The sequence below is a fragment of the Streptomyces sp. NPDC013455 genome, from assembly GCF_040632975.1.
Lineage (GTDB): Bacteria > Actinomycetota > Actinomycetes > Streptomycetales > Streptomycetaceae > Streptomyces.
Genome location: NZ_JBEYCX010000021.1, coordinates 71,986 through 96,192 on the forward strand (window position 1 = coordinate 71,986; position 24,207 = coordinate 96,192).

The 24,207-nt window shown below is 73.5% G+C and carries 22 protein-coding genes; 14 read left to right on the plus strand and 8 right to left on the minus strand.

Going from position 1 to position 24,207, the window contains the following annotated elements; all coding sequences use genetic code 11:
• Positions 1–59: 59 nt before the first annotated feature.
• From ABZ576_RS28165 to ABZ576_RS28185, 5 genes are all read right to left on the minus strand, one after another.
• Positions 60–1,607, minus strand: a complete 1,548-nt coding sequence (locus ABZ576_RS28165; protein ID WP_360746647.1) for a hypothetical protein — start codon at positions 1,605–1,607, stop codon at positions 60–62.
• Positions 1,607–3,706 carry a hypothetical protein gene (locus tag ABZ576_RS28170; RefSeq protein ID WP_360746650.1) on the minus strand — a complete coding sequence of 700 codons (2,100 nt, stop codon included), beginning with the start codon at positions 3,704–3,706 and terminating at the stop codon, positions 1,607–1,609. The genes ABZ576_RS28165 and ABZ576_RS28170 overlap by 1 nt, the downstream gene beginning before the upstream one ends.
• A gap of 70 nt (positions 3,707–3,776) precedes the next feature.
• Positions 3,777–5,183 carry a condensation domain-containing protein gene (locus tag ABZ576_RS28175; protein WP_360746653.1) on the minus strand — a complete coding sequence of 469 codons (1,407 nt, stop codon included), beginning with the start codon at positions 5,181–5,183 and terminating at the stop codon, positions 3,777–3,779.
• Between the two features lie 190 nt (positions 5,184–5,373).
• Positions 5,374–5,727 (minus strand): hypothetical protein, encoded by a 354-nt coding sequence (locus ABZ576_RS28180; RefSeq protein ID WP_360746656.1) that lies wholly within the window; start codon positions 5,725–5,727, stop codon positions 5,374–5,376.
• On the minus strand, positions 5,724–6,422 hold the full coding sequence (locus tag ABZ576_RS28185; RefSeq protein ID WP_360746659.1) for a DUF6232 family protein: 699 nt from the start codon (positions 6,420–6,422) through the stop codon (positions 5,724–5,726). Before ABZ576_RS28185 ends, ABZ576_RS28180 begins: the two co-directional genes overlap by 4 nt.
• Before the next feature lie 209 nt (positions 6,423–6,631).
• Here ABZ576_RS28185 and ABZ576_RS28190 point away from each other — a divergent pair, with 209 nt between their 5' ends.
• The 12 genes from ABZ576_RS28190 to ABZ576_RS28245 all read left to right on the plus strand — a co-directional run bounded on the left by ABZ576_RS28190 (position 6,632) and on the right by ABZ576_RS28245 (position 17,857).
• Positions 6,632–7,933: a hypothetical protein gene (locus tag ABZ576_RS28190; protein ID WP_360746662.1), complete on the plus strand. Its 1,302-nt coding sequence runs from the start codon at positions 6,632–6,634 to the stop codon at positions 7,931–7,933.
• Positions 7,930–9,555 (plus strand): VWA domain-containing protein, encoded by a 1,626-nt coding sequence (locus ABZ576_RS28195; RefSeq protein WP_360746665.1) that lies wholly within the window; start codon positions 7,930–7,932, stop codon positions 9,553–9,555. The genes ABZ576_RS28190 and ABZ576_RS28195 overlap by 4 nt, the downstream gene beginning before the upstream one ends.
• On the plus strand, positions 9,542–10,318 hold the full coding sequence (locus ABZ576_RS28200) for a hypothetical protein (protein WP_360746668.1): 777 nt from the start codon (positions 9,542–9,544) through the stop codon (positions 10,316–10,318). Before ABZ576_RS28195 ends, ABZ576_RS28200 begins: the two co-directional genes overlap by 14 nt.
• A gap of 74 nt (positions 10,319–10,392) precedes the next feature.
• Positions 10,393–11,844, plus strand: a complete 1,452-nt coding sequence (locus ABZ576_RS28205; RefSeq protein ID WP_360746671.1) for a menaquinone biosynthesis decarboxylase — start codon at positions 10,393–10,395, stop codon at positions 11,842–11,844.
• A complete protein-coding gene (mqnP, locus tag ABZ576_RS28210; RefSeq protein ID WP_360746674.1) occupies positions 11,841–12,743 on the plus strand; it encodes a menaquinone biosynthesis prenyltransferase MqnP in 903 nt (300 codons plus the stop codon). The genes ABZ576_RS28205 and mqnP overlap by 4 nt, the downstream gene beginning before the upstream one ends.
• Positions 12,744–12,822: 79 nt before the next feature.
• Positions 12,823–13,473: a UbiX family flavin prenyltransferase gene (locus ABZ576_RS28215; RefSeq protein ID WP_360746677.1), complete on the plus strand. Its 651-nt coding sequence runs from the start codon at positions 12,823–12,825 to the stop codon at positions 13,471–13,473.
• A 52-nt stretch (positions 13,474–13,525) separates the two neighbouring features.
• On the plus strand, positions 13,526–13,981 hold the full coding sequence (locus tag ABZ576_RS28220; RefSeq protein ID WP_360746680.1) for an Lrp/AsnC family transcriptional regulator: 456 nt from the start codon (positions 13,526–13,528) through the stop codon (positions 13,979–13,981).
• Between the two features lie 38 nt (positions 13,982–14,019).
• A complete protein-coding gene (gene mqnE / locus ABZ576_RS28225; protein WP_360746683.1) occupies positions 14,020–15,183 on the plus strand; it encodes an aminofutalosine synthase MqnE in 1,164 nt (387 codons plus the stop codon).
• A 410-nt stretch (positions 15,184–15,593) separates the two neighbouring features.
• Positions 15,594–16,250 (plus strand): UdgX family uracil-DNA binding protein, encoded by a 657-nt coding sequence (locus tag ABZ576_RS28230; RefSeq protein WP_360746686.1) that lies wholly within the window; start codon positions 15,594–15,596, stop codon positions 16,248–16,250.
• A 16-nt stretch (positions 16,251–16,266) separates the two neighbouring features.
• The gene (locus ABZ576_RS28235) at positions 16,267–16,791 is read left to right on the plus strand and encodes a GNAT family N-acetyltransferase (RefSeq protein WP_360746689.1); all 525 of its coding nucleotides are present in this window, start codon (positions 16,267–16,269) and stop codon (positions 16,789–16,791) included.
• Positions 16,792–16,866: 75 nt separating this feature from the next.
• A complete protein-coding gene (locus tag ABZ576_RS28240) occupies positions 16,867–17,175 on the plus strand; it encodes a DUF4229 domain-containing protein (protein ID WP_360746692.1) in 309 nt (102 codons plus the stop codon).
• 31 nt (positions 17,176–17,206) lie between these two features.
• The gene (locus ABZ576_RS28245) at positions 17,207–17,857 is read left to right on the plus strand and encodes a TetR/AcrR family transcriptional regulator (protein WP_360746695.1); all 651 of its coding nucleotides are present in this window, start codon (positions 17,207–17,209) and stop codon (positions 17,855–17,857) included.
• Between the two features lie 116 nt (positions 17,858–17,973).
• Here ABZ576_RS28245 and ABZ576_RS28250 read toward each other — a convergent pair whose 3' ends face one another.
• Together ABZ576_RS28250 and ABZ576_RS28255 are read right to left on the minus strand one after the other, a co-directional pair.
• Complete coding sequence (locus ABZ576_RS28250) at positions 17,974–18,819, minus strand: MaoC/PaaZ C-terminal domain-containing protein (RefSeq protein ID WP_360746698.1); 846 nt, start codon at positions 18,817–18,819, stop codon at positions 17,974–17,976.
• Positions 18,819–20,120 carry a 3-oxoacyl-ACP reductase gene (locus ABZ576_RS28255; RefSeq protein ID WP_360746860.1) on the minus strand — a complete coding sequence of 434 codons (1,302 nt, stop codon included), beginning with the start codon at positions 20,118–20,120 and terminating at the stop codon, positions 18,819–18,821. Before ABZ576_RS28255 ends, ABZ576_RS28250 begins: the two co-directional genes overlap by 1 nt.
• A 90-nt stretch (positions 20,121–20,210) precedes the next feature.
• Here ABZ576_RS28255 and ABZ576_RS28260 point away from each other — a divergent pair, with 90 nt between their 5' ends.
• Positions 20,211–21,497, plus strand: coding sequence for an acetyl-CoA C-acetyltransferase (locus ABZ576_RS28260; protein ID WP_360746702.1), 1,287 nt, complete (start codon positions 20,211–20,213; stop codon positions 21,495–21,497).
• A 305-nt stretch (positions 21,498–21,802) separates the two neighbouring features.
• Complete coding sequence (locus ABZ576_RS28265; protein WP_360746863.1) at positions 21,803–23,665, plus strand: long-chain fatty acid--CoA ligase; 1,863 nt, start codon at positions 21,803–21,805, stop codon at positions 23,663–23,665.
• Between the two features lie 22 nt (positions 23,666–23,687).
• Here the strand turns inward: ABZ576_RS28265 and ABZ576_RS28270 are convergent, their stop codons facing one another.
• Complete coding sequence (locus ABZ576_RS28270) at positions 23,688–24,131, minus strand: ATP-binding protein (RefSeq protein WP_360746705.1); 444 nt, start codon at positions 24,129–24,131, stop codon at positions 23,688–23,690.
• Between the last annotated feature and the right edge of the window lie 76 nt (positions 24,132–24,207).

Here is a 24,207-nt window from a genome sequence, read left to right on the forward strand (position 1 = left end):
CGGGACGTCACCCAGGGCGGCACCCAGGGCGGCCCCTGGGACACCGCCCGGGACGTCACCTAGGACGGCGGCAGGCACTCCTTCGCCGGCGGTTTCCCCTCCGGCCAGGCGATCCGCACGAACCGCGAGCCGCCCTCGGGGGTCAGCTCCACGACCGGTACCGCCTTGTCGTACGGGTTGCCGTGCACGTCCAGGCAGATCCAGCCGCTCGCCCCGGCCACCCGCAGCGAACCCTTGACCTGCGGCCACTGGAGACCGACGTCCGCGAGCGTCGGAACGGTCCGGCCGGCCGGCACCGCCTCGCGGATGCCGTGCACCGCCAGCCGCAGGGCGTCGTAGCCGATGATCAGCTGCCCGTCGTCCAGGGCGGTCGAGCCGATCGGGCCCATCGGCTCGCGGGCCGCCGCCGTCAGCAGGTCGCGCAGCGCCGTGAAGTCGGCCGCCGAGCCGCCCGTGCGCGCCGGGTCCTTCGTCCAGGCGTCCGGGTGGGCGAGCGAGGTGTAGCGGACGGAGAGGTTGTGCCGGAGCGCGCCGCGGTCCAGCTCCTTCTCGTGGGTCAGGTACGACGCCTCGTCACCGGTCAGCACCGTGAACTTCCGGTCCTGGCAGCCGCGCCCGCCCAGCGCGTTGATGAACTGGCGCAGCTGGGTGTGGCGGCCCGCGAACAGGATCGTGTCCGTCTCCCGGGACGTGTCGCACACCAGGTGGGTGATCTGCCGGAAGGTGTTCGCGGTCGTCCCCTCCTCGCTGCGGTCGGCGGGCGGGGTGAACGGCTGCGGCTCGTACGGCGATCCCTTGATCAGCGCCGCGAAGGAATGCCGGAGCGTCCGCGTGTACGGGTCGCCGGGCTTGTCGTACACCAGCAGTGCCTTGCCCGCGCTCACCTTGGCGAAGGAGGCCAGCGCGCGGGCCTCGTCGGTGTTGGTCGGCGCCACCCGGGCGAGCCCCGGGAACGGGTCCCTGCCCCGCTGCCCGTTGGCGAGGTCGTCGGCGGTGATCGAGGAGCCGACCACCGGGATGCCCTGCCGGGTCAGCTCCCGGACCGCCTGCTTGTTGGGGTCGGTGCTCTGCCCTATGCCGACGACCGCCCGCAGCCGGTCCGGGCCCGTCGTCATCGCCGCCAGCTGCGTGACCGTCGGCCGCCAGTGCGCGCCGGTCGCCCCCGGGTTGGCGAGCACCAGCCGGATCTGCGGGCGCTGCCCGTTGGCGTCGTGATTGGCCTGGTACTGCGCCAGATAGGCGCCCTGCAGCTGGTGGCGGATGTCGTTCAGGTTGGTCGGCGACCCGGAGGTGTACGGCAGCATCATGGCCACCGTCACGTATCCGCCGGGCTTCAGCCGGTCGTTCTCCCGGCCGATGGCCTCGACGACGTCCCGCAGGAGGGGCTGCCGGAAGTCGTACGGCCCGCTCGCCACGCCCACGCACTCGTCGGTGCCCGCCGGCCGGCTCACCCCGGCCGCGCACCCGCGGTCGTCGTGCGTGAGGGACCGTACGGCGAACACCGCCCCGGCCACCACGGCCGCCACCACCAGCAGGCCGAGGTAGCGGCGCAGCGGGATCTCCCACACGTCCTCGCGCAGCCAGGTGCCCACGCCCCTGCGTGCCATCACGCCTCCCCCTCGTCGTCCGGCCCGCCGGCCGCGTCCTCGCCGTCCTCCGGGCCGTCCATCGGACGCCCGGCCAGCGCCGCCGCCGGCCAGTTCCGGGAGGTCCGCCACAGCAGCGCGTTGGCCGCCGGCCGCAGGTTGGACAGCTGCTCCAGCTCGAAGCGGAGCCGGTCGCACACCTGCGGGTCGGGCAGCACCAGGGGATCGGCGAGCAGCCACACGGCGTGCAGCAGCCGCCGCACCCGCAGGTGCAGTACGGCGTCCACGCCCTCCGGCGGATCGTGCTCGGCGTCCGTGCGGCCGAGCGCGACGGCGGCCCGCCGGTCGTCGCGGCCGGTGAAGTCGCGGCCCTCGGCGTCGTGCGCGTGGAAGTAGGGCGCGGACGCGATGAAGCGCACGGTGCGCAGCCAGGCCCGCGGGTCCGCGGTGGGGAAGGTGTCGCGCAGGTGGGCGACCGCCGCCTCCGTGTCCCCGAGGGCGAGTTCGTGGTGCAGCCGGTAGCGGGCGTGCCCGGCGTCGGGATAGTGGGCGATCAGCGTCTCGTGCGCGGTGCGCCAGGACGCGTGGTCGGCGTCCCGCAGGTGCAGCCGGAGCAGCAGCAGCGTCCGCACGAACGGATCGCCGACGAACCGGCCCGGCACCGCGGGCAGCCCCTCCTCGGCGAGCAGGGTCTGCAGCGCCCGGACGCTCGCCGGGCCGAAGGTGTCCGGCAGCAGCGCCGCGGCCAGCGCACAGGCCGAGCCGTGGTCGTGGGCCGCGGCCAGCACGGTCAGCTCCTCCAGGTGCTCGGCCGGCACCAGCCGGTCCAGCAGCGCCTCGTAGGCGGGCACCGCCGGCCGGTCCTCCGCGGGCCGTAACCCGGCCGTGAGGAGCTCGCCCAGTGAGCCGGCCCGCGGCAGGGACTGCGCGGCCGACTCCGCCAGCAGCCCGATGCCCAGCGGGTTCCCGCCGGTCAGCCGGTGCGCGGCGGCCGGCAGTTGCGGCGGGATGAGGGCGTCCCCGCAGACCGCGCCGACGATGTGCAGGGTGTCGTCCGGGCTCAGCGGCGGCAGCGCGAGCAGCAGCGCCCGGGAGGAGGGGGCCGCGTCCGGCGCCCACTCGCAGCGCCGGGCCACCTCCGGCAGCTCCCGCCGCACCGCGCCCGGCAGCTCCTCGCGGGCCTCGCCGCGCCGGGCCGCGACGAACGCCACCCGGTCCGCGATGCCCTCGGTGCGGTCCCGCAGCACGGCCGCCACCAGCCCCGGGCCCGGCGCCGACTGCGCGTTGTCCAGCAGCACCAGCGGCCGGCCCAGCCGCTGCATCCGCGGCAGCACCCCCGCGTACGCCTCCGTCAGGTCGGCCAGCAGGGCCCGCACCAGATACCGCTCGGCGTGCTCCCGGGAACCGCCGCCGTCCCGGAAGTGCTGGGACAGCAGCATCAGCCCGCGCTGGGCGTTGCCGCCCGCGTTCGGGTACGTCCGGTACCACACCGACGCCTTCTGCTGCCGGCGGCTGCTGAACCCCTCGGCGACGGACTCCAGGGTCGCCTCGATGGCGCTGGACACCAGCGGCCCGGTGCCGGTGGCCGCGGCGACCACCTTGGCCGTGACCTTCCCGGCCCAGCGCCCGGCCAGCCCGCTGATCCAGGACCCGCCCTCGTTCAGCAGCAGGATCCGCTCGACCTCCCGGCGGATCCGCTCCGAGTCGGCGTCGCCCCAGCCGCCCGCGGCCACCGCGACCAGGCCCGGCATCAGCCGCGGGAACGTGATCCGCCCGGCGCCCGTCACCGGTGCCGCGAGCTGCTCGGCGACCACGAGCAGCGCCTGTGCGAGCGGCGACCAGGAAGCGGCGGGCCGCTCCGCGGGCGGCGCCCTGAACTGGTCCTCCGCGCAATCGATCAGCGCGACCGGCGTGTGTCCCCGATAGGCGTCCCGCAGCTCCGCGAGAACCGCGCTCTTACCGAGCCCGCGCGCCCCGGTGAGCACCACGAACGGCGGTTCGTCCGGATGCTCGTACGGATGTGCGCGGTGCTGGTGCGGGCGCAGGCCCACGAGCCGCGGCGCGAGGCCGGCCGGGTCGGCGTCGAGCAGCGCCCCGCGTCCGTGCAACCGTCTGTGCACCGCATTCCCCCCTCAACAACAGTGTAGAAAGGGGAAGTTGCTCCCACCAGGGTCCGTGGTGTCCGTTGGGTTACGAAACCGCCGGGAGACTGCCGTGGGTCACCGAGGCGATCCGGTCGCGCAGCCGCTCCACGTACAGGCGCATGTTCTTCGCCGCGATGTCCGTGTCCGGGTACCGGCTCGCCAGCCACAGTCCCTCGGGCAGCCGGTTCACCCACACGCAGACCTGGTCCCCGTACGACACCCGCAGCAGCCCGTGCGCCTTCAGCTCCGCCCACCGCTCGGCGCCCGGGATGCCGCGGGCGTCGAGGTAGGAGACGATCGAGTACAGGTCCGGGGAGGTGGGCCGGAAGTCCGCGCCGAGCAGGCGCAGCACCCGGGCCAGCGGCATGCGGGCCAGCGCCCGGTTGGCCTGGAGTTCGGCGCGCACCGACCGCAGGGCCTCCGGGAAGCCGCGGGTGCGGCCCACGGGCACCTCGATCGGGGCGCCGCCCACGTACCAGCCCACCGAGTCGCTCCACCGCGTCTTGACCCGGGTGTGGAAGGGCACGACCGTCCGGTACACCTGCTGCCCGCCCAGTTCGTGGACGATGAGCCCGGTCGCGGCCAGCAGGCCGACCAGGCTGCCGCCGTAGGGCCGGCAGTACGCCTCGAAGGCCGCCGCCGCGTCGGCGTCGGCCAGCGGCTCGCACAGCATCTGCTGCCGGGGCAGCGGGCCGCCCGGCTCCAGGCCGAGGTCGACCGGGAAGCCGGGGAGCGTGCCGTCGCAGCGGCGGATGAACTCCCGCCAGCGGTCCACGACCGCGTGCCGCCCGTCGATGCCGTCCGCGTCGGCCCGCTCGATCTCGCAGAAGTCGACGTAACTGGCCGCGGGCGGGCCGGCGGCGCCGGCGGCCCCGGTGACGCCCGCCGCGTACAGTTCGTGGACCTCGGCGGGGACCCGGTGCAGTGAGTAGGCGTCGACGTTGCTGTGGTCGAAGGCCATGTACACGCTGGCGCCGTCGTCCCGGACGACCGCCGTGTAGATGAGGTTGGGCCAGCTCAGGGCGTCCGCGACCGTGTCGAAGCGGTCCTGGAGGTGCCGGACGAGACCGTCCGCGTCGGGGAAGTCGCCCGACTCCGTGCGGGACAGGGACACGTCGGCCGCGTCGAGGGTGAACCGGCGCAGTTCGTCGCCGTCCCAGCGGAAGCCGCTGCGCAGCGTCTCGTGCCGTACGGTCCAGGAGCGCAGGGCGTGTTCCAGCGCGTCCAGGTCGACGGGGCCGGGCAGGTCGAAGGCGGTGCCGAGCCAGGTCGGCACGAACAGCCCGGCCTCGCGGACGGACCTGGCCGTCCTGATGTGCGACTCCTGGATGTAGGCGGGCGGCCGGGAGTCCTCCGGGAGCGCCGTCGCCGCCGCGACGGTCGCCGGGCTCAGCGTCCACTCGACGAGTCGTCCCGGCCGGACCTCGCAGCGCTGGATGTCAGTGATTCGCACGCGTCTCCCATCACAGAAGGGGCCCCTGGATGCGGGCCCCCTTGATGGCAATGCCGTGGGACGCGGCCGGGACATGCCCGCGCGGTCCATTTCAACGGAACGGATGGCGGGCCGAACACGGGAGTGGACAACCGGCGCTGACGGACCGGCGGAAACCGCCGGCCCGTGCGGCGGGACGCCGGGGGTGGCCCTAGCCCCCCAGCAGCCCGGTGATCGCCTGGATGGCCTGGGCCACCGGCTGGCCGACCGTGCCGACGGTGGCGGCGATCCCGGCGATCGCCATCAGCGCGCGGTGCCGCTCCTGCGCGGGGACGGCGGCGTCGGCGCTGAGCGCGGGCAGGGACTCGTCGAGCAGCTGGGCGCTGGCGGCCGGCACCTGGGCGCGCAACTCACCGATCAGCCGGTGCAGTTCGGCCAGGGCGGCGACCAGCTCCGGGCTCTGGCCGGCCGCGCCGGTGCCCACCTGGGTCTTGACGATGCCCTGGTTGCCCTGGCCGCCGTACATGTTGACGCTGTCGCCGTAGTAGTAGCTGTTGCCGCTCATCGCGAGACCCCCGTGTTCCCGTTGCCGCCGTACATGTTGACGTTGTCGCCGAAGTAGTAGTGGTCCGCCGAGACGGTGAGCTGCTCCACCGTCACCCGGAACTCGGTGTCGGGGTGGTCGAGGGCGTACGAGATCTGGCCCACGAGCTGGTCCAGGTACCGGGCGTCCTGGCTGGTGACCAGCGCGGTGGAGGCGCCGGACGTCTCGACGGCGAGGACGTGCTGGGGCGGTGCCGTCAGGACCGACATCATGTCCACGAAGAAGTAGACGACCGCGGCGAAGCCCAGGAACCAGACCCAGCCCACGTAGCCGGCCATGCCCGAGTCGCCGTCCCCCAGGGCCAGGGCGGGCAGGCCCGGCAGCATGGCGATGAACGCGACGACCAGCGTCCCGGCGAAGTACCGCAGGAACCGCAGCACCGCCTCCTTGCGCCTCGGCCGCAGGACGAAGGTGTAGACGCGGGCGATGTTGCGCAGCGGGTAGACCGCCGAGCCGATCCACAGGATGCGCTTGCTCACCCGCAGCTCGATGGCGACCGGCGTCCGGGCGGGCGGCGGCACGTCCGGCATGGGCGGCCCGGTGTACACGGTGGCGGGCGGTTCGGCCGGCGGGCCGGCGGGCGGTCCGGGCGGCGGGGCGGCCGGTGCCCTCGGCGGTGCCTGCGCCGGGCGCTCGGGCGGCTTGCCGGTCTCCATGGGTCCCCCAGAGGTCAGATGATCATCGTCTACTACCGGTGACGACCATTAACCACACGCCGGGGCGGCCCTGGCAAGTCGTTATGAACGAACAGTTCCGGAAGTGTCTGACGGGCATTCACATACGTGTCAAACGGCGTTGGTTGAACGTTCCGCCCGGCGTCGTCCCGGGCGTGCACGATCCTGCCCCCGCCGACGCAGGAGTACGGGTGGCCACACACACAGCCGACAGTGACAGAACCCGTCGACACGGCGAGCCGCGCCTGAGGGTCGGCGCCCCGGCGGTCGCGCCCCCGCGGCGCTCCCGGGCGCGCCGGTTCCTCCCGCCCGTGGTGGCCGCCGCCACCGCGCTGAGCGCGATCGTCGTCCTGGCCCAGGGGCACGCCGGGCTGCCCTTCGAGCGGATCGTCACGATCGAGGCCAAGATGGCCTCCAAGGCCGACTACTTCGAGGACCCGGAGGTCCAGCGGCTGCTCGTCCGGCACGGCTTCCGCGTGCGCATCACCCGCATGGGCTCCCGGGGCATCGCCACCCAGCGCTACGACGACTACGACATCGTCTTCCCGTCGGGGCAGCCCGCCGCCGACCTGATCACCGGCCGGCGCGCGGCCGAGGGCCACCCGGCCACGACGTACCGCCCGTTCGTCAGCCCGATCGTGCTGGGCACCTACCGCGAGTACGCCGAGACCTTGCGGGAGGCGGGGATCGCCCGGCCGTTACCGGGCGTGGCGGCGGGGGCGGAGCCGCTCTACTACTCGCTGGACATGCGCAGGTTCCTCCGGGCGTCCGCCGACGGCCGGCGCTGGGACGACCTCGGTACCGACCGCGACGGCCACCGCGTCGGCATCGGCCGGCACGGCATCCACAACGGCAACAAGGTGCTCGCCCAGACCTCCGACATCTGCCAGGCCAACTCGGCCGGCACGTATCTGGGCCTGGTCTCCTACGTGTGGAACCACGACGACATCCCGCAGACGCCGGCCCAGGCGGCCCGCTTCGCCGAGCGGATCCGGCTCCTCCTCAACGACCAGGGCATGCCGTCCTCGGAGAAGAACGAGACCTACGTCTCCGCCGAGGGCAAGAGCATCTCGCCGATCGCGGTGATCTACGAGCACCAGTTCCTCGCCCACCAGATCGCCGCCCGCTCCGGCACCGGACACGTCGACGGCGAACGGGTCCTGCTCTACCCGTCGGCGCGGTTCGTCACCGAGCCCCAGCTCATCGCCCTCACCCCGGAGGGCGACCGGCTGGGCCGGCTGATCAGCACGGACCCGGCGCTCCAGCGGCGCGCGATGGAACTCGGCTTCCGGGTCAGGGACGCCGAGGGCGCGTCCGCCACCAGCGACGCGCTGACCCGGTTCCTCAAGGAGCACGGCATCCAGGCGCCCGTCCTGTCCGACGACGACACCAAGGCCGTCCTGCCCCGGCTCGACCTGCTGGAACGGATGATCGAGGTGGTCGGCGACTGCGACGCCCCCGCCCCGCGGCCGGCCGGCGGGGAGGCCCCGTGACCCCCCGGCCCCCGCGGCGCCCCGAAGCCCCCGCCCGGCCCCGCGTCCTCCCGCTCGCCCTCTGCCTCGTCCTGTGCGCAGCGCTCGGCGGTCTCGTCTCCTGCTCCGGGGACGGCCGCGGCCCCGACACCACCCTGCACGTGCTGGCCAGCGACGAACTCGCCGACATGAGACCGCTGCTGGACCGGCTCCACGAGGACACCGGCGTCCGTCTCGACGTCGACTACCGGGCGACCAACGCCGCCGCCGACACCCTCCTCACCGGCCGCCACTCCTACGACCTGGCCTGGTTGTCCTCCGACCGCTACCTGCGTCTGAGGGCCAAGCGGGCCGCCGCCGGGACCGCCCCCGCCACCGGCGTGCAGAGCACCTCGATCATGCGCTCGCCGGTGGTTGTCGGCCTCACTCCCGAGGTGGCCCGCACGCTGCGCGACAAGGCCCCCGGAGGGCGCCTGTCCTGGGCCGACATCGCCGACGCCGCCGCCACCGGAACCGTACATTTCGGCATGGCCGACCCCCGGCGCAGCAACAGCGGCCTCGCCGCGCTCGTCGGGGTCGCCACGGCCGCGGCCGGCACCGGCCGCGCCCTGCGCCCCTCCGACGTCAGCTGCGACCGGCTGCGCGGCTTCCGCTCCGGGCAGACCCTCACCGCCGAGAGCTCCCACGCCCTGCTGGACGCCTTCGCCGCCCGCCGCGGCCGCACCAACGCCCTGATCACCTACGAGTCCGAGCTGCTCACCCTGAACAAGCGGCTCGACCCCCCGCTGGAGATCGTCCACCCCGCCGACGGCATGGTCCTGTCCGACTACCCGCTGCTGCTGCTCGACGAGCGCCGCCGGGACGCCTACGACCGCGTCGTGGAGTGGCTCACCGACAGCGGGCACCAGCGCGAGATCATGCACCGCACCCTGCGCCGCCCGGTCAGCACCGAGGTCGCCCGCGACCGCCGGCTGACCGCCCCCCTGGACAACGCGCTGTACTACCCCGACGACCCGGCCGTCCTGGACCGGCTCCTCGCCGACTACGGCGACCCGCGGCGCCGCAACGCCGACCAGGTGATCTTCCTGCTCGACTTCTCCACCTCCATGCGCGGCGCCCGCGCCCGCGCGCTGCGGGCCGCCTTCGCCGGGCTCAGCGGCGCGGACCCCTCCGCCCGGGCCAAGTTCGTCCGCTTCCACCAGGGGGAGCGGCTGACCGTGATCCGGTTCGGCGGGCGCCCGCTGGCCGAGCGCACGGTCACCGTGCGCGGCCCGGCCGACCTGACCGCGCTGGCGGACTTCGTCGCCGACGGCGGCTACGACGGCTCCACCGCGGTCTGGTCCGCCCTGGACCACGGCTACGGCACCGCCGAGCGCGCCCTGCGCACGGACCCGGGGCGGACGGTGTCCATCGTGCTGATGACCGACGGCGAGAACAACGCCGGCATCGGCCGGGCCGCGTTCGTCGGCCGCTACCGGGCCCGTCCCGCCGACGTCCGCGCCGTGCGCACCTACCCCCTGCACTTCGGCGATGCCGACGCGGCGGAACTGCGCCACGTCGCCGGCGTGACCGGCGGGCGCCTGGTCGATGCCCGCGCCCAGTCCCTGTCGACCGCGTTCAAGGAGATCCGTGGCTGTTCTTGACGCAACCTGGTGGAGCGCCTGGTGGGGCGCGATGGTGTGGTGGCTCGCGGCGCTCGCCGGCCTGCTCGTGCTGGGCGGCCTGGCCCTGCGGCGCGGGATCGCCCGGCTCGGCAAGGGCTCCGAGGAACGCAGCTACCTGCCGCTGTACCTGGACAACGACGCCGTGATGGGCCTGTTCAAGATGGGCAACTACAAGTCGGCGCTGCGCAAGGAGGTCGAGGAGCGGCGCATCCGCAACGCCGGCTGCCTGGCGGTGATCCCGCTGGTCTCCCTGCTGTTCAAGGTGACGGGCGGCAGCAGCACCGAGGTGGTCGCCAAGTACGTCGAGAAGAGCGAGCCGATATCGGTGATCGGCCTGCTGCTGTCCGTGCTGCGCCGGGGCGACGCCCTGGTGGAGGTGCGGCTGCGGGCGGCCGGCGGGACGGTCACCCCGAACCGGGCCCTGCTGCGGGAGCTGGCCGCCACGGCCGGCGCCGGGCCCGCCGGGTCGGTGCCGCTCAGCGAGATCGGGGAGTTCGTCATGGTCACCGGCAGGTTCGAGGCCCGCGGCCCGCGCGGCGAGACGCTGGTGATGCGGGCGCCCTACGCGGACGGCGGGCCCGCCGCGCACCTGCGGGTCGTGCTGCGCGGCGACGGGCTGCTCACCCCGGACCGGGAGCTGCCCGAGGGCCAGTTCCAGGCGCACTGCCTGGGCAAGGTCACCAGCTGGGACCCCGAGGCACGGGAGGTCGTGCTCCAGTACCCGGTCGCCGTCTTCCGCTGACCGCCCGCCCCCGGGCCCCGGCCGGCCGGGGGTGGCCGCATGGACAAAGCGGTACGTCGGCGATACTGGGCCTCATGGCTTACGACGATCTTCGCTCCCTGCTGAGGGCACTGGAGCGCGAGGGAGACCTCAAGCGCATCAAGGCCGAGGTCGACCCGTATCTGGAGGTCGGGGAGATCGTCGACCGGGTGCAGAAGTCCGGCGGCCCGGCGCTGCTCTTCGAGAACGTGCGCGGCTCGGACATGCCCCTCGCGATGAACGTGTACGGCACCGACCGCCGCCTGCTGAAGGCGCTGGGCCTGAAGTCGTACGGCGAGATCTCCGAGAAGATCGGCGGCCTGCTGCGGCCCGAGCTGCCGCACGGCTTCGTCGGCGTGCGCGAGGCGTTCGGGAAGCTGGGCGCGATGACCCACGTCCCGCCGAAGAAGGTCAAGGACGCACCGGCGCAGGAGGTGGTCCTGCTCGGGGACGAGGTCGACCTCGACCGGCTCCCGGCGCTGTTCACCTGGCCCCAGGACGGCGGCTCCTTCTTCAACCTGGGCCTGACCCACACCAAGGACCCCGAGTCGGGCGTCCGGAACCTGGGCCTGTACCGCCTCCAGCGCCACGACAAGCGCACCATCGGCATGCACTGGCAGATCCACAAGGACAGCCGGAACCACTACCAGGTCGCCGCCCGGCGGGGCGAGCGGCTGCCCGTCGCCATCGCCTTCGGCTGCCCGCCGGCGGTGACGTACGCCTCCACCGCCCCGCTTCCCGGCGACATCGACGAGTACCTCTTCGCCGGCTTCCTCGCCGGCAAGCGGATCGAGATGGTCGACTGCAAGACGGTCCCGCTCCAGGTGCCCGCGCAGGCGGAGGTCGTGCTGGAGGGATGGCTGGAGCCCGGCGAGATGCTGCCGGAGGGACCCTTCGGCGACCACACCGGCTTCTACACCCCGCAGGAGCCGTTCCCGGCCCTGAAGATCGACTGCGTGACCATGCGCCGGCGCCCGCTGCTGCAGTCGATCGTGGTCGGCCGCCCGCCGACGGAGGACGGTCCGCTCGGCCGCGCCACGGAACGCTTCTTCCTGCCCCTGCTGAAGATCATCGTCCCGGACATCGTGGACTACCACCTGCCCGAGGCCGGCGGCTTCCACAACTGCGCGATCGTCTCGATCGACAAGAAGTACCCGAAGCACGCGCAGAAGGTGATGCACGCCATCTGGGGGGCGCACATGATGTCCCTCACCAAGCTGATCGTCGTCGTGGACTCCGACTGCGACGTCCACGACCTGCACGAGGTCGCCTGGCGGGCCCTCGGCAACACCGACTACGCCCGCGACCTCACGGTCGTCGAAGGCCCCGTCGACCACCTCGACCACGCCTCCTACCAGCAGTTCTGGGGCGGCAAGGCGGGCATCGACGCCACGAAGAAGTGGCCGGAGGAGGGGTACACCAGGGACGGGGGCTGGCCCGACATGGTCCTCTCCGACCCCGATACGGCGGCCCTGGTCGACCGCCGCTGGAAGGAGTACGGCCTGTGACTTCAGCGTCCGCCGCCATGCCCCGGCCCGGCCGCACCAAGGCGTTCCTGCGCCTGGTGATGATCGAGCACTCGGTGTTCGCGCTCCCCTTCGCCTACATCGCCACCCTCACGGCGATGTACGAGTGGGACCGCAACATCCACTGGGGCCGCCTGCTGCTGGTCACCGTCTGCATGGTCGGCCTGCGCACGTTCGCGATGGCCGTCAACCGGATCATCGACCGCGAGATCGACGCCCGTAACCCGCGCACCGCCCACCGCGAACTGGTGACCGGCGCGATGTCCGTGCGGCACGCCTGGACCGGCGCCCTGATCGCCCTGGTGGTCTTCCTCGGCGCCGCCGCCCTGCTGAACCCGCTGTGCCTGGCCCTGGCGCCGGTCGCCGTGGTCCCGATGGTGGTCTACCCCTACGGGAAGCGGTTCACCAACTTCCCGCAGGCCATACTGGGGCTCGCCCAGTCGATGGGACCGATCGGCGGCTGGCTCGCGGTCAGCGGCGAGTGGTCCTGGACGGCGGTGATCCTGGGGCTGGCCGTCGGCATCTGGATCGGCGGCTTCGACTTGATCTACGCCTGCCAGGACGTCGAGACCGACCGCGAGATAGGCGTCATGTCGGTGCCGGCCCGCTTCGGCGTCCCGGCGGCGATCCGGGGCGCGCGGGCCTGCCACGCGATCACGACCGGCCTGTTCGTCTGGTACGCCCTGGCCACCCACGCCGGTGCCTTCTTCTGGCTGGGCCTGCTGATCGTCGCGGGTGCCTTCCTCTACGAGCACCGCATCGTCCGCCCGCACGACCTGTCCCGGGTGAACAGGGCGTTCTTCAGCGTCAACGGGTTCATCGGCATTGCCCTGTTCGTGTGCGCGCTGCTCGATCTCCTCGTGCGCGGTCTGACTGTCTGAGGAGCCGGGCCCCACCCGGCCTGAACACCGCCGGACCCGCCGGTACGCTCAAGGTGTGAACGCAGGAGAAACGCAGCGTGTGCCTTGGATCGTGGGGGTGTCCGGAGCTTCCGGAACGCCGTACGCGGCTGCCGTGCTGCGCGCGCTGCTGGAGGCGGGGGAAGCGGTCGACCTGGTGGTCAGCCGGGCCTCGCGGCTGACGCTGCTGGACGAGACGGGAATCTCCTTCCGGGACGCCCACTGGCAGGACGACCTGCGGGAATGGCTGGCCCGTGGTGCCGACGGCAAGCCCGGGACCTTCGCCGTGGACGTCGGCGGGGTGCGGTACTGGAACGCGGGGGACCTCGCCGCGGGCCCGTCCTCGGGGTCGTACCCGGCCAAGGGGATGCTCATCGTGCCCGCCTCCACCGCCTGCGTGGCCGGGGTGGCGCTCGGCCTGTCCAAGGACCTGCTGCAGCGTGTGGCGAGCGTCACGCTGAAGGAGCGCCGGACGCTGGTGGTGTCCGTGCGGGAGACCCCGCTGAACGGGCAGACGCTGCGGCATCTGGTCGCGCTGGACGACGCGGGTGCCACCGTGGTGCCGGCCTCGCCGGCCTTCTACGCGGGCGCCACCCACATCCAGGACCTGGTGGACTTCGTCGCCGGCCGGGTGCTGGACGCGGCGGGCGTCGGGCACGGCCTCTACCGGCGCTGGCGGGGCGAGCTGGGCGGCGGCGCGGCCGGCAAGTAGCGGTACCTATCTCTCATCACTCCAGGAACTTTCACCGGAAGGCTTCGATCGCATGGACGCGGTGGACAGGCAGCTCATCCAGGCCCTGAGGGAGAACGGCCGGGCCTCGTACGCGGAGCTGGGACGCCTTGTCGGCCTGTCGGGCCCCAGCGTCACCGACCGCATCAACCGGTTGGAGGCGGCCGGTGTCATCACGGGCTACCGCGCGACGGTGAACGCGGCCTCGCTCGGCCTCGGTGTCACCGCGCTGATCGGCATCTCGCTGTCCGACGCGGCCGACCACGAGGACGTCGCGCAGCGGCTGCGGGACCTGCCGGAGATCGAGGACTGCTGGTTCATCGCCGGCGACGACTCCTTCATGCTCAAGGTCCGGGCGACGGACGTGGACGGCCTGGAGCGGATCATCCGGCGGCTCAGCGGCACGAAGGGCGTGTCCCGGACCCGGACCACGATCGTGCTCTCCACGAAGTGGGAGAACCGGGTCGGGGAACTGCCCGAGGAGGTCTAGGGATACCGTTGGTCGGGCTGTCGTAGAAAGGTGTTGCCATGGACGTCGGGCTCAAGCGCGAGCTGGAGGAGAAGGTCCGCTCCGGTGAGCGGCTGACCCGCGAGGACGGCATCGCGCTGTACGCGTCGGACGACCTGGCCTGGCTGGGCGGGCTCGCCCACGAGGTGCGGACCCGGAAGAACGGCGACGTCGTGCACTTCAACGTCAACCGGCACCTGAACATGACCAACGTGTGCACGGCGTCCTGCGCCTACTGCTCGTTCCAGCGCAAGCCGGGCGAGAAGGACGCGTACACGATGCGCATCGAGGAGGCCGTCAAGCTCGCCAAGGCGATGGAGTCGGAGAACCTCACCGAGCTGCACATCGTCAACGGCCTGCACCCGAACCTGCCGTGGCGCTACTACCCGCGCTCGCTGCGGGAGCTGAAGGCGGCCCTGCCGAACGTCTCGCTGAAGGCGTTCACGGCGACGGAGATCCACCACTTCGAGACGATCTCCGGCCTGTCCGCGTCCGAGATCCTCGACGAGCTGATCGACGCCGGTCTGGAGTCCCTGACCGGCGGCGGCGCGGAGATCTTCGACTGGGAGGTCCGGCAGCACATCGTGGACCACCGGACTCACTGGGAGGACTGGTCCCGGATCCACCGCCTGGCGCACGAGAAGGGCCTGAAGACCCCGTGCACCATGCTGTACGGGCACATCGAGGAGCCCCGCCACCGCGTCGACCACGTGCTGCGCCTGCGGGAGCTGCAGGACGAGACGAACGGCTTCCAGGTCTTCATCCCGCTGCGGTACCAGCACGACTTCGTGGACATGAAGGACGGCAAGATCCGCAACCGCCTGCAGGCGCGCACGCAGATGGCGACCGGCGCCGAGGCCCTGAAGACCTTCGCGGTCTCGCGGCTGCTGTTCGACAACGTGCCGCACGTCAAGGTCTTCTGGGTCATGCACGGCGTGCAGACCGCCCAGCTGGCCCTGCAGCACGGCGCGGACGACATGGACGGCTCGGTGGTCGAGTACAAGATCACCCATGACGCGGACAACTACGGTACGCCGAACAAGCTGACCCGCGAGGACCTCCTGGAACTGATCCGCGACGCCGGGTTCCGCCCGGTGGAGCGGAACACGCGCTACGAGATCATCCGCGAGTACGAGGGCCCGAACCCGGCCCGCCGCGAGTCCCCCCAGCCGATGCGCGTCTGACCCCCCGACCCACCCACTCACCCGACTCGGCCGGCCGGAAGGCGGGGCCAGGGCTCTTCCCGTCCGACGCGTCGGACGGGAAAGCCGGGGTTCGCCGCTCCGACCCAGGGGCGCGGGGAACTGCGCGACGGGCCACGTCGCGGCCGCAGTCGAGTGCCGGCCGGAGTGACCGCAGGGTTGCGGGGAACTGCGCGACGGGCCACGTCGCGGCCGCAGTCGAGTGCCGGCCGGAGTGACCGCAGGGTTGCGGGGGACTGCGCGACGGGCCACGTCGCGGCCGCAGTCGAGTGCCGGCCGGAGCGGCCGCAGGGGCGCGGGGAACTGCGCGACCGGCCACGACGCGGCCGCGGACAAGCGACGGCCGGACGGATCGCCCGGTTCTCCGGCGGACCGCGGGGTACTCGCCCGGCATGCCGGCAGCGAAGGCCCCCGAGGACGCCTACACGGCCGCCCCCTTCGTTCCCGAGGGCGCCGATCTCGCGGCCCTGCGCCGCGCGGCGGCCCGCTGTCGCGGCTGCCCCCTGCACGCCCCCGCCACCCAGACGGTCTTCGGCGCCGGCACCGCCGACGCCCGCGTGATGCTCGTCGGCGAGCAGCCCGGCGACCAGGAGGACCGGCAGGGCGAGCCGTTCGTCGGCCCGGCCGGCAGGCTGCTCGACCGGGCGCTCGCCGAGGCCGGCCTCGACCCCGCGGAGGCGTACGTCACCAACGCGGTGAAGCACTTCAAGTTCACGCAGACCGAACCCCGCAAGCGCCGCATCCACAAGGCGCCGAGCCTGCGGGAGGCGGCCGCCTGCGCCCCCTGGCTGGCCGCGGAGCTGGCGCTGGTGGAGCCGGAGCTGATCGTGGTGCTCGGCGCCACCGCCGGGAAGGCACTGCTGGGACCGTCGTTCCGGGTGGGCGAGGCGCGCGGGACCGTCCTGGAGCGGGAGATCCACGGCCGGCCGGAGCGGCTGGTCCCGACGGTGCACCCGTCCTCCGTGCTGCGGGCGCGGGACGAGGACCGCAGAGCGGCCTACGAGGGGCTGGTGGCCGATCTGCAGGTGGCCGCACAAGCGCTCGCGTAATAGATACACTCGGCATGTGCCTCTTACCTTCACGCTGGACCCCGCGATCACCCCGGCCCTCCGCGACGGCATCCTCGACCTGTGGACGGACGTCTCGAACGCGGGCGGAGCCGTCGGCTTCGTCGCCCCGGTGACCCGTGCGGAGATACGGCCGGAGCTGGTGCGGCACTTCGTGCAGATGGCCGAGGGGCGCACCCGGCTGCTGGTCGGCCACGACGAGACCGGCGCGGTGGCCGCGGCCGCCTTCCTGACCCGCAACACCCACCGGCTGATGACCCACTGGGTGTGGCTGTACACGGTGATGGTCCACCCGCGGCACCAGGGCCGGGGCCACGGCCGCGACCTGCTGGCCGCCGCCGCGGACGCGGCCCGCGGGATGGCGGGCGTCGAGGCGGTCCGGCTGACCTGCCGGGGCGGGCTCGGCCTGGAGCGGTTCTACGCTTCCTGCGGCTACAAGGAGGTCGGCCGGATCCCGGACGCCATCCAGGTCGCGCCCGGTGACGACCGCGACGACATCGTCATGCTGCTGCCGCTCCGCTGACCCCCCTGCATGATCGCCTGCCGGTCGTGCTTCACTGGACGATGACCCCTTTTGGAATCGGACGAGTGGATTGAGATGCTCCGCTACACGCTGATGCGCCTCGGTATCTTCGCGGGCTGCCTCGTGATCGTCTGGGGTGCCGTCTACTCGGGCATCTTCCCGCGCGGCTTCGGCGACTCCAACGGCCTGTGGGTCCTGCTGCTCGCCATGGTCCTGTCGGCGCCGATCAGCTGGGTGGTGCTGCGCAAGGAACGCGACCGGGCGTCGGAGCGGATCGTGCACCGGGTCGACCGGATGAAGGCCAACCTGGAGGCCAACCGCAGCCAGGAGGACCTGGCCGACGACACGTCGCGGGCGCAGGGCGGGGCCGCCGCGTCCAACTAGGCGGGGCTTCGGCCCAACTAGTCTTGCCCCCATGGGTGCCGTCAAGACCAAACGGATGCCGAGGGCGGTCCGGGAGCAGCAGATGCTCGACGCCGCCGTGCGGATCTTCGGGCAGCGCGGGTACATGGCCGCCTCGATGGACGAGATCGCCGAACTCGCGGGCGTGTCCAAGCCGTTGGTCTACCTGTACCTGAACTCGAAGGAAGACCTCTTCACCGCCTGCATCCGCCGCGAGGCGGCCGCGCTGACGCGGGCCGTCCGCGCCGGCGTCCGGCCGGACCTGCCGGCCGACCGGCAACTGTGGGACGGCCTGCGGGCGTTCTTCGCGCACACCGCCGAGCACCCCGACGGCTGGTCGGTGCTGCACCTCCAGGCCCGTACGCACGGTGAGCCCTTCGCGACCGAGGTCGCCGCGATGCGCACGGAGATCGTCGCCTTCGTGACCCGGCTGGTCGCGGTGGCGGCGCGAGAGGCCCACCGCGATCCCGACCTCCCGGAACACGAGGTGGCGGGGCTGGCCGAGGCGCTGGTGGGTGCGGCCGAGTCACTCGCCGCGTGGGCCAACGTCACCCCCGGCACCACCGCCCGCCAGGCGGCGGCCACCTTGATGAACTTCGCGTGGTCGGGCCTGGGCAACCTGATGCGGGGCCACGTGTGGACTCCGCCGGCCGAGCGGACCTGACGCCGCCGGCCGCGGGAGCGCGGCCGCCTGCGGGTGCCTCACGGCCGGTCGCGCAGTTCCCCGCGCCCCTCGACCACGCTCCGGCGCACCCGCCCAGGGGCCCGGACAACTCCCGCTCACCCGGCCCGTACCTCCCCGCTCACATGCACCCGCCCGCCCCCGCCCCGCAGCTCGAACCGCCCGCCGCCGTCCGCCCCGTACGTCACGGTCCCCGGCAGCAGCACCGGCGCCCGGAACTCGGCCCGCACCACGGCGGTGCCGCCCGTGCCGTGGGCGGCCAGGCAGCGGGCGACGGTCCACATGCCGTGCGCGATGGCCCGCGGGAAGCCGAAGAGGCGGGCGGTGAGCGGGTACAGGTGGATGGGGTTGCGGTCGCCGGAGGCGGCGCCGTAGCGCCGGCCCACGTCCCCGCCGAGATCCCACTCGGCGACGGCGGGCAGCGGAGCCCGACCGTCCGCGCGGGGCTCGGAGGGGGGTACCGGGCCGGTGCGGTGCCGCGCCAGATAGGTGCTGCGGGATTCCCACACCGTCTGGCCGGCCGAGCGCAGAGCGGTCACGACCGTCGCCTCGGTTCCCCGCCGGTGCGGCGCCAGCCCCTCCACCCACACCTCCACGTCGTACGCGCCGTCGGCGGCCGGCGCGGCCCGCTGGGTGATCTCGATCGACGTGTGCACCAGGCCGAGCAGCGGCAGCGGGAAGTCCCGGCCGCTCATCAGCCGCATGGCCAGCGGGAAGCCGAGGACGTGCGGATAGGTGACCGGCAGGGCGCTCGCGCCGGTCGGGAAGCCGCAGACCCGCTCGTACGCGGCCAGCTTCACCAGATCGACGCGCAGGCCCGGCAGCACCAGGCGGGTGCGCGGGAAGGCCGCGTCGGCGGCGGGCCGCTTGAACGGCGAGCGCAGGGCGCCCCGGGCCAGCAGCGGGGCCAGCGCGGGGACGGCGGTGAGGGTGACGGCGGTCATCACGCCCCCAGCAGGCTCTGGCCGCAGACGCGCACGACCTGGCCGTTGACCGTCCCGGAGGCCGGGTGGGCGAGCCAGGCGGTGGTCTCGGCGACGTCGGCCGGCAGGCCGCCCTGCGCGAGGGAGTTCATACGGCGGCCCGCCTCCCGGATGAACAGCGGGACGGCGGCGGTCATCCTCGTCTCGATGAACCCGGGCGCCACCGCGTTCACGGTCACCCCGTGCCCGGCGAGCGCGCGCGGCGCCAGCGACCGTACGAGCCCGGCCACGCCCGCCTTGCTCGCACCGTAGTTGGTCTGGCCGGCGTTGCCCGCGAGCCCGGCGATGGAGGCGGTGGCCACGATCCGCCCGCCGGAGCGCAGGGCGCCCCCGGCGAGCAGGGCGTCGGTGGTGCGCAGCACGCTCGCGAGGTTGACGTCCAGGACGGCGGCCCAGCGGTCGGCGGGCATGTTGGCCAGCCGCCGGTCCCGGGTGATGCCGGCGTTGTGGACGAGGACGTCCAGGCCGTCGGGGAGCGCGGCGGCGATGCGCTCGCCCGCGTCGGCGGCGGTGATGTCGAGGGTCAGGGCGGTGCCGCCGAGCCGCTCGGCGACCCGGCGGGCGTCCGCCTCGGCCGCGGGCACGTCGAGGACGACGACCCGCGCGCCGTCCCGGGCGAGGGTCCCGGCGACGGCCTCGCCGATACCCCGTGCGGCCCCCGTGACCAGCGCGGTCCGTCCGGCGAGCGGCCGGTCCCAGTCGGCCGGGGGCGTGACCGCTCCGGCGCCCGCCTCGATCACCTGGCCGCTGACGTAGGCGGACCTGGGGGAGAGCAGGAACCGCAGGGTGGACTCGGCGGCGGCCGCGTCCGTCAGCCGGAGCAGGTTGACGGTCCTGCCCCGCCCGATCTCCTTGCCGAGCGAGCGGGTGAAGCCCTCCAGGGCCTGCTGGGCGGCCGACTGGTGGTGGTCGGCGGCGTCGAGCGGGGCGCCCAGGACCAGCACCCGGCCGCTCGGGGCGACGGACCGTACGACGGGGTGGAGGGCCGCGTGCACCTCGGCGAGCGTGTCGACGTCCCGTACCCCGGTGGCGTCCAGGACGACGGCGGCGGGCTCCGCCTCGCCCGGCACGAGTCCGGTACGGGCGAGGACGGGCGCGAGGTCGAGGGCGGAGGTCCCGGCGGTGAGGTGCAGCAGCGGGCCGGGCAGCGCCGGCCGCTCGGGCGACCACCGGATCAGCTCGGCCGGCCGCGGCAGGCCCAGCCGCCGGGTGAGGAAACGGCCGGGCGCCGTGCCGGTGAAGCTGAGGTAGCGGTCGGCCATGTGCAACTCCCGCGCGACTCGGTCCAAGTGCTTACTCTGGAGTAATGTTACCGGGGGTAAGCCTATGCCACGCATGAGGAGCAGGTCGAGATGAGTCCTCTTGAGCCACCCCGCGCGCGCCGGGTCGCGGTGCTCGGCGGCACCCGTACCCCCTTCGCCCGCGCCGACGGCCCCTACGCCACCGCCTCCGACCAGGAGATGCTCACCGCCGCCCTGAACGGCCTGGCCGACCGCTTCGGCCTCCAGGGGGAGGGCGCGGTCGGCGAGTTCGTCGCCGGCGCGGTCCTCAAGCACAGCCGGGACTTCAACCTGGCCCGCGAGACCCTGCTCGGCTCGGCGCTGCACCCGCGCACCCCCGCCTACGACATCCAGCAGGCGTGCGGCACCGGCCTGCAGGCCGTCGTCACCGCCGCCAACAAGATCGCCCTCGGCCAGACCGAGTCGGCGGTCGCGGGCGGCGTGGACACCGCCAGCGACGCGCCCCTCGGCGTCAACGACGAGCTGCGCCGCATCCTGCTGGAGGCCCGCCGGGCGAAGTCGGCGGGCGCCCGCCTCAAGGCCCTCGCCAGGATCCGTCCCGCGCACCTGGTCCCCGACATCCCGCGCAACGCCGAGCCGCGCACCGGCCTGTCGATGGGCGAGCACGCGGCGGTCACCGCCCGCGCCTGGGGCATCTCCCGCGAGGCGCAGGACGAACTGGCGGCCGCCAGCCACCGGAACCTGGCCGCCGCCTACGACCGGGGCTTCTTCGAGGACCTGGTGATCCCCTTCCGCGGCCTGGAGCGGGACCAGAACCTGCGCCCGGACTCCACCCCGGAGAAACTCGCCGCCCTGAAGCCGGTCTTCGGCCTCCGGCACCCCGACCCGACCATGACGGCCGGCAACTCCACACCGCTCACGGACGGTGCCGCGCTGGTCCTGCTGGCGAGCGAGGAGTGGGCCGAGGCGCGCGGCCTGGAGCCGCTCGCCTACCTGACCGCCTGCGAGACGGCGGCCGTCGACTTCGTCCACGGGGACGTCGCGGACGGCGCGGACGGCCTGCTGATGGCCCCGGCGTACGCGGTCCCGCGCCTGCTGGAACGCACCGGCCTGGAGCTGGGCGACTTCGACCTGGTCGAGATCCACGAGGCGTTCGCCTCCCAGGTGCTGGCCACGCTGGCGGCCTGGGAGAAGCGCGGCCTGCCCCCGCTGGACCGCTCCCGCCTGAACGTGAACGGCTCCTCGCTGGCCACGGGCCACCCCTTCGCCGCGACGGGCGCTCGCATCGTGGCGACCCTCGCCAAACTGCTGGCGGAACGTCCGGGGCCGTCCCGGGGGCTGATCTCCGTCTGCGCGGCGGGCGGCCTCGGTGTGACGGCGGTCCTGGAGCGCCCCTGAACCATGCGGCACCGGCACCCGTACCACTGCGCACGGAACCCGACCGACCCATGGAAAAGGTGAGCGTCCGTCACATAACCCGCAAGGTTGCACATGCCCGGCCCCGGACCATCCCCGAACCCGCACACCACCCTCACAGCGGAGCCGTACGATCACCTGCCTAACCGGCGGTAACCCCTTTCCCGCGGGGGCTCGCCGCCGGTGCACGCACGCCAGAGGAGCCGCCCGTGTCCACGCCGTACCCGACCGCCCCCGCCTCCTCCGGCACCCCGGTTCCGGCCACCGACTACGACGGCCGCCCGGTCCTGGTCGCACCGGAGGTGAAGCGGCTCGACGGCGCCGTCCGCGAGGTGTCGGTCCCGCCGTTCGCGCCCCCGGTCACCCACGGCTCCCTCGCCGACCTGCCGTACGAGAACGCGGAGACGGAGCCCGGCGCGGTCGTCCTCGGCCGCAAGCTGCCCGGCGGCCAGTGGGCGGACGTGACGGCGGCCGCCTTCGCCGCCCAGGTGCAGGCGGTCGCCAAGGGCCTGATCGCCGCGGGCCTGATGCCCGGCGACCGGATCGCCGTCATGGCCCGGACGACCTACGACTGGACCCTGCTCGACTTCGCGGCCTGGGCGGCCGGCCTGGTCACGGTCCCGGTCTACCCGACCTCCTCGGTCTTCCAGACCCGGTGGATCCTGCACGACTCCGGCGCGGTCGCCCTGGTCACCGAGACGGCCGCCCAGGCCGCGGCCATCGGCCCCGAACTCGCGCACCTGCCCGACGTCCGCCACCTGTGGGTGATGGAGAAGGACCACGTGGCCCGGCTCGCCGAGGCGGGCGCCGAGGTGCCGGACGGGGAGGTGGGCGTACGCCGGGGCATGCTGGGTCCCGACACGCTCGCCACGCTGATCTACACCTCGGGCACCACCGGCCGCCCCAAGGGCTGCGCCCTCTCGCACGGCAACTTCTTCGCCGAGGTCGACAACGCGATCGAACTCCTCCACCCCGTCTTCAAGGCGAGGGGCGAGGAACCGTCGGTCCTCCTCTTCCTGCCCATGTCCCACGTCTTCGGCCGGATGGTGGCCATCGCCTGCGTCCGCGCCCGGGTCCGTCTCGGGCACGCCCCCAGCCTGGCCCCGGACGACCTCCTGCCGGACCTGGCCGCCTTCCGGCCGACCTGCCTGCTGACGATCCCCTACATGCTGGAGAAGATCTACAACTCCGCGCGGGCCAGGGCGGAGGCGGGCGGCAGGGTGGCGGTCTTCGACCGGGCGGCGGCCGTGGCCCGGCGCTACGGCGAGGCGCTGGAGGCCCGCCAGACCGGCACCGGCAGCGGACCGGGCCGCGCCCTGAAGACGCAACGCGGCCTGTACGACCCCCTCGTCTACCGCCGGATCCGCGCCGCCATGGGCGGCCGCGTCCGGTACGTCATCTGCGGCGGCTCCCCGCTCGGCCGGAGCCTCGCCGCGTTCTACGCGGGCGCCGGCATCGAGATCTTCGAGGGCTACGGCCTCACGGAGACCGCCGGCGCCTCGACGGTCACCCCGCCCCTGAAGCCCCGCCTGGGCACGGTGGGCTGGCCGCTGCCCGGCACGCGGGTGCGGATCGCGGCGGACGGCGAGATCCTCGTCGCCGGCGACCACGTGCTGCGCGGCTACTGGGACCCGCAGGCGGGCGGGGTGACCCCCGCGAGCCCGGACGGCTGGCTGCCCACCGGCGACCTCGGCGAGCTGGACGACGAGGGTTACCTGACCATCACCGGCCGCAAGAAGGAACTGCTGATCACGGCGGGCGGCAAGTCGGTGGCCCCGGCCCCGCTGGAGAACTGGCTGCGCCAGCACCCGCTGATCTCCCAGGTGATGCTGGTGGGCGACGCCCGCCCGTACGTGGCCGCCCTGATCACCCTCGACCCCGACGGCGTCACCCACTGGCGCCGGATGATCGGCAAGCACCCGGTACCGCCGGAACTCCTGACCGGTGACCCCGAGTTGACGGAGATCCTCCAGCGGGCGGTGGACGAGGCGAACCGCATGGTCTCCCGCCCCGAGTCCATCCGCCGCTTCGCCGTCCTCCCGGTGGACTTCACCGAGGAGGCCGGCCACCTGACGCCCTCCATGAAACTCCGCCGGGACCGCGTCCTGCGCGACTTCGCACCCCAGGTGGAGGCGCTGTACGAGCGGTGACGCGGCGGCCCGGCGGTCGGGTTCACGTACGCGGGCGCCGCGACGCGGTGAGCCCCAGCTCGACCCACACGGTCTTGCCGACGTCCCGCTCGGTGACGCCCCACAGTTTCGCGAGGACCTGGACGATGACGAGACCCCGGCCGTTCTCGTCCTCCAGGCCGCCGTCCAGGAACCGCAGCGGGCGGTCACCGCGGGCGTCGCTCACCTCGATGCGCAAGGTGTCCCTCTCGCGCAGCAGGCTCAGCCGCAGCTCGAAGTCACGGCCGGGGACGCGACCGTGGGTGACGGCGTTGGCGGCCAGTTCCGCCACGATGAGCCGGGCGGTGTGACTCAGGTCGCCGTCATGCGGGTATCCCCAGGTGGCCAGCGTGCTTCCGGTGAGCCGGCGGGCCAGCCGGGCTCCGCGGGGCGTGGCACTCAACCGTTGGACGAGTTCGGTTCCGGGGGTGGAGATTTCTACGTTCACGTCACCGAGCGTGGTGACTTCTCCCTACGCTGACCAGGGGAGGCCCGGCGACTCTGCGTAGCCGTACGGGCGCGGT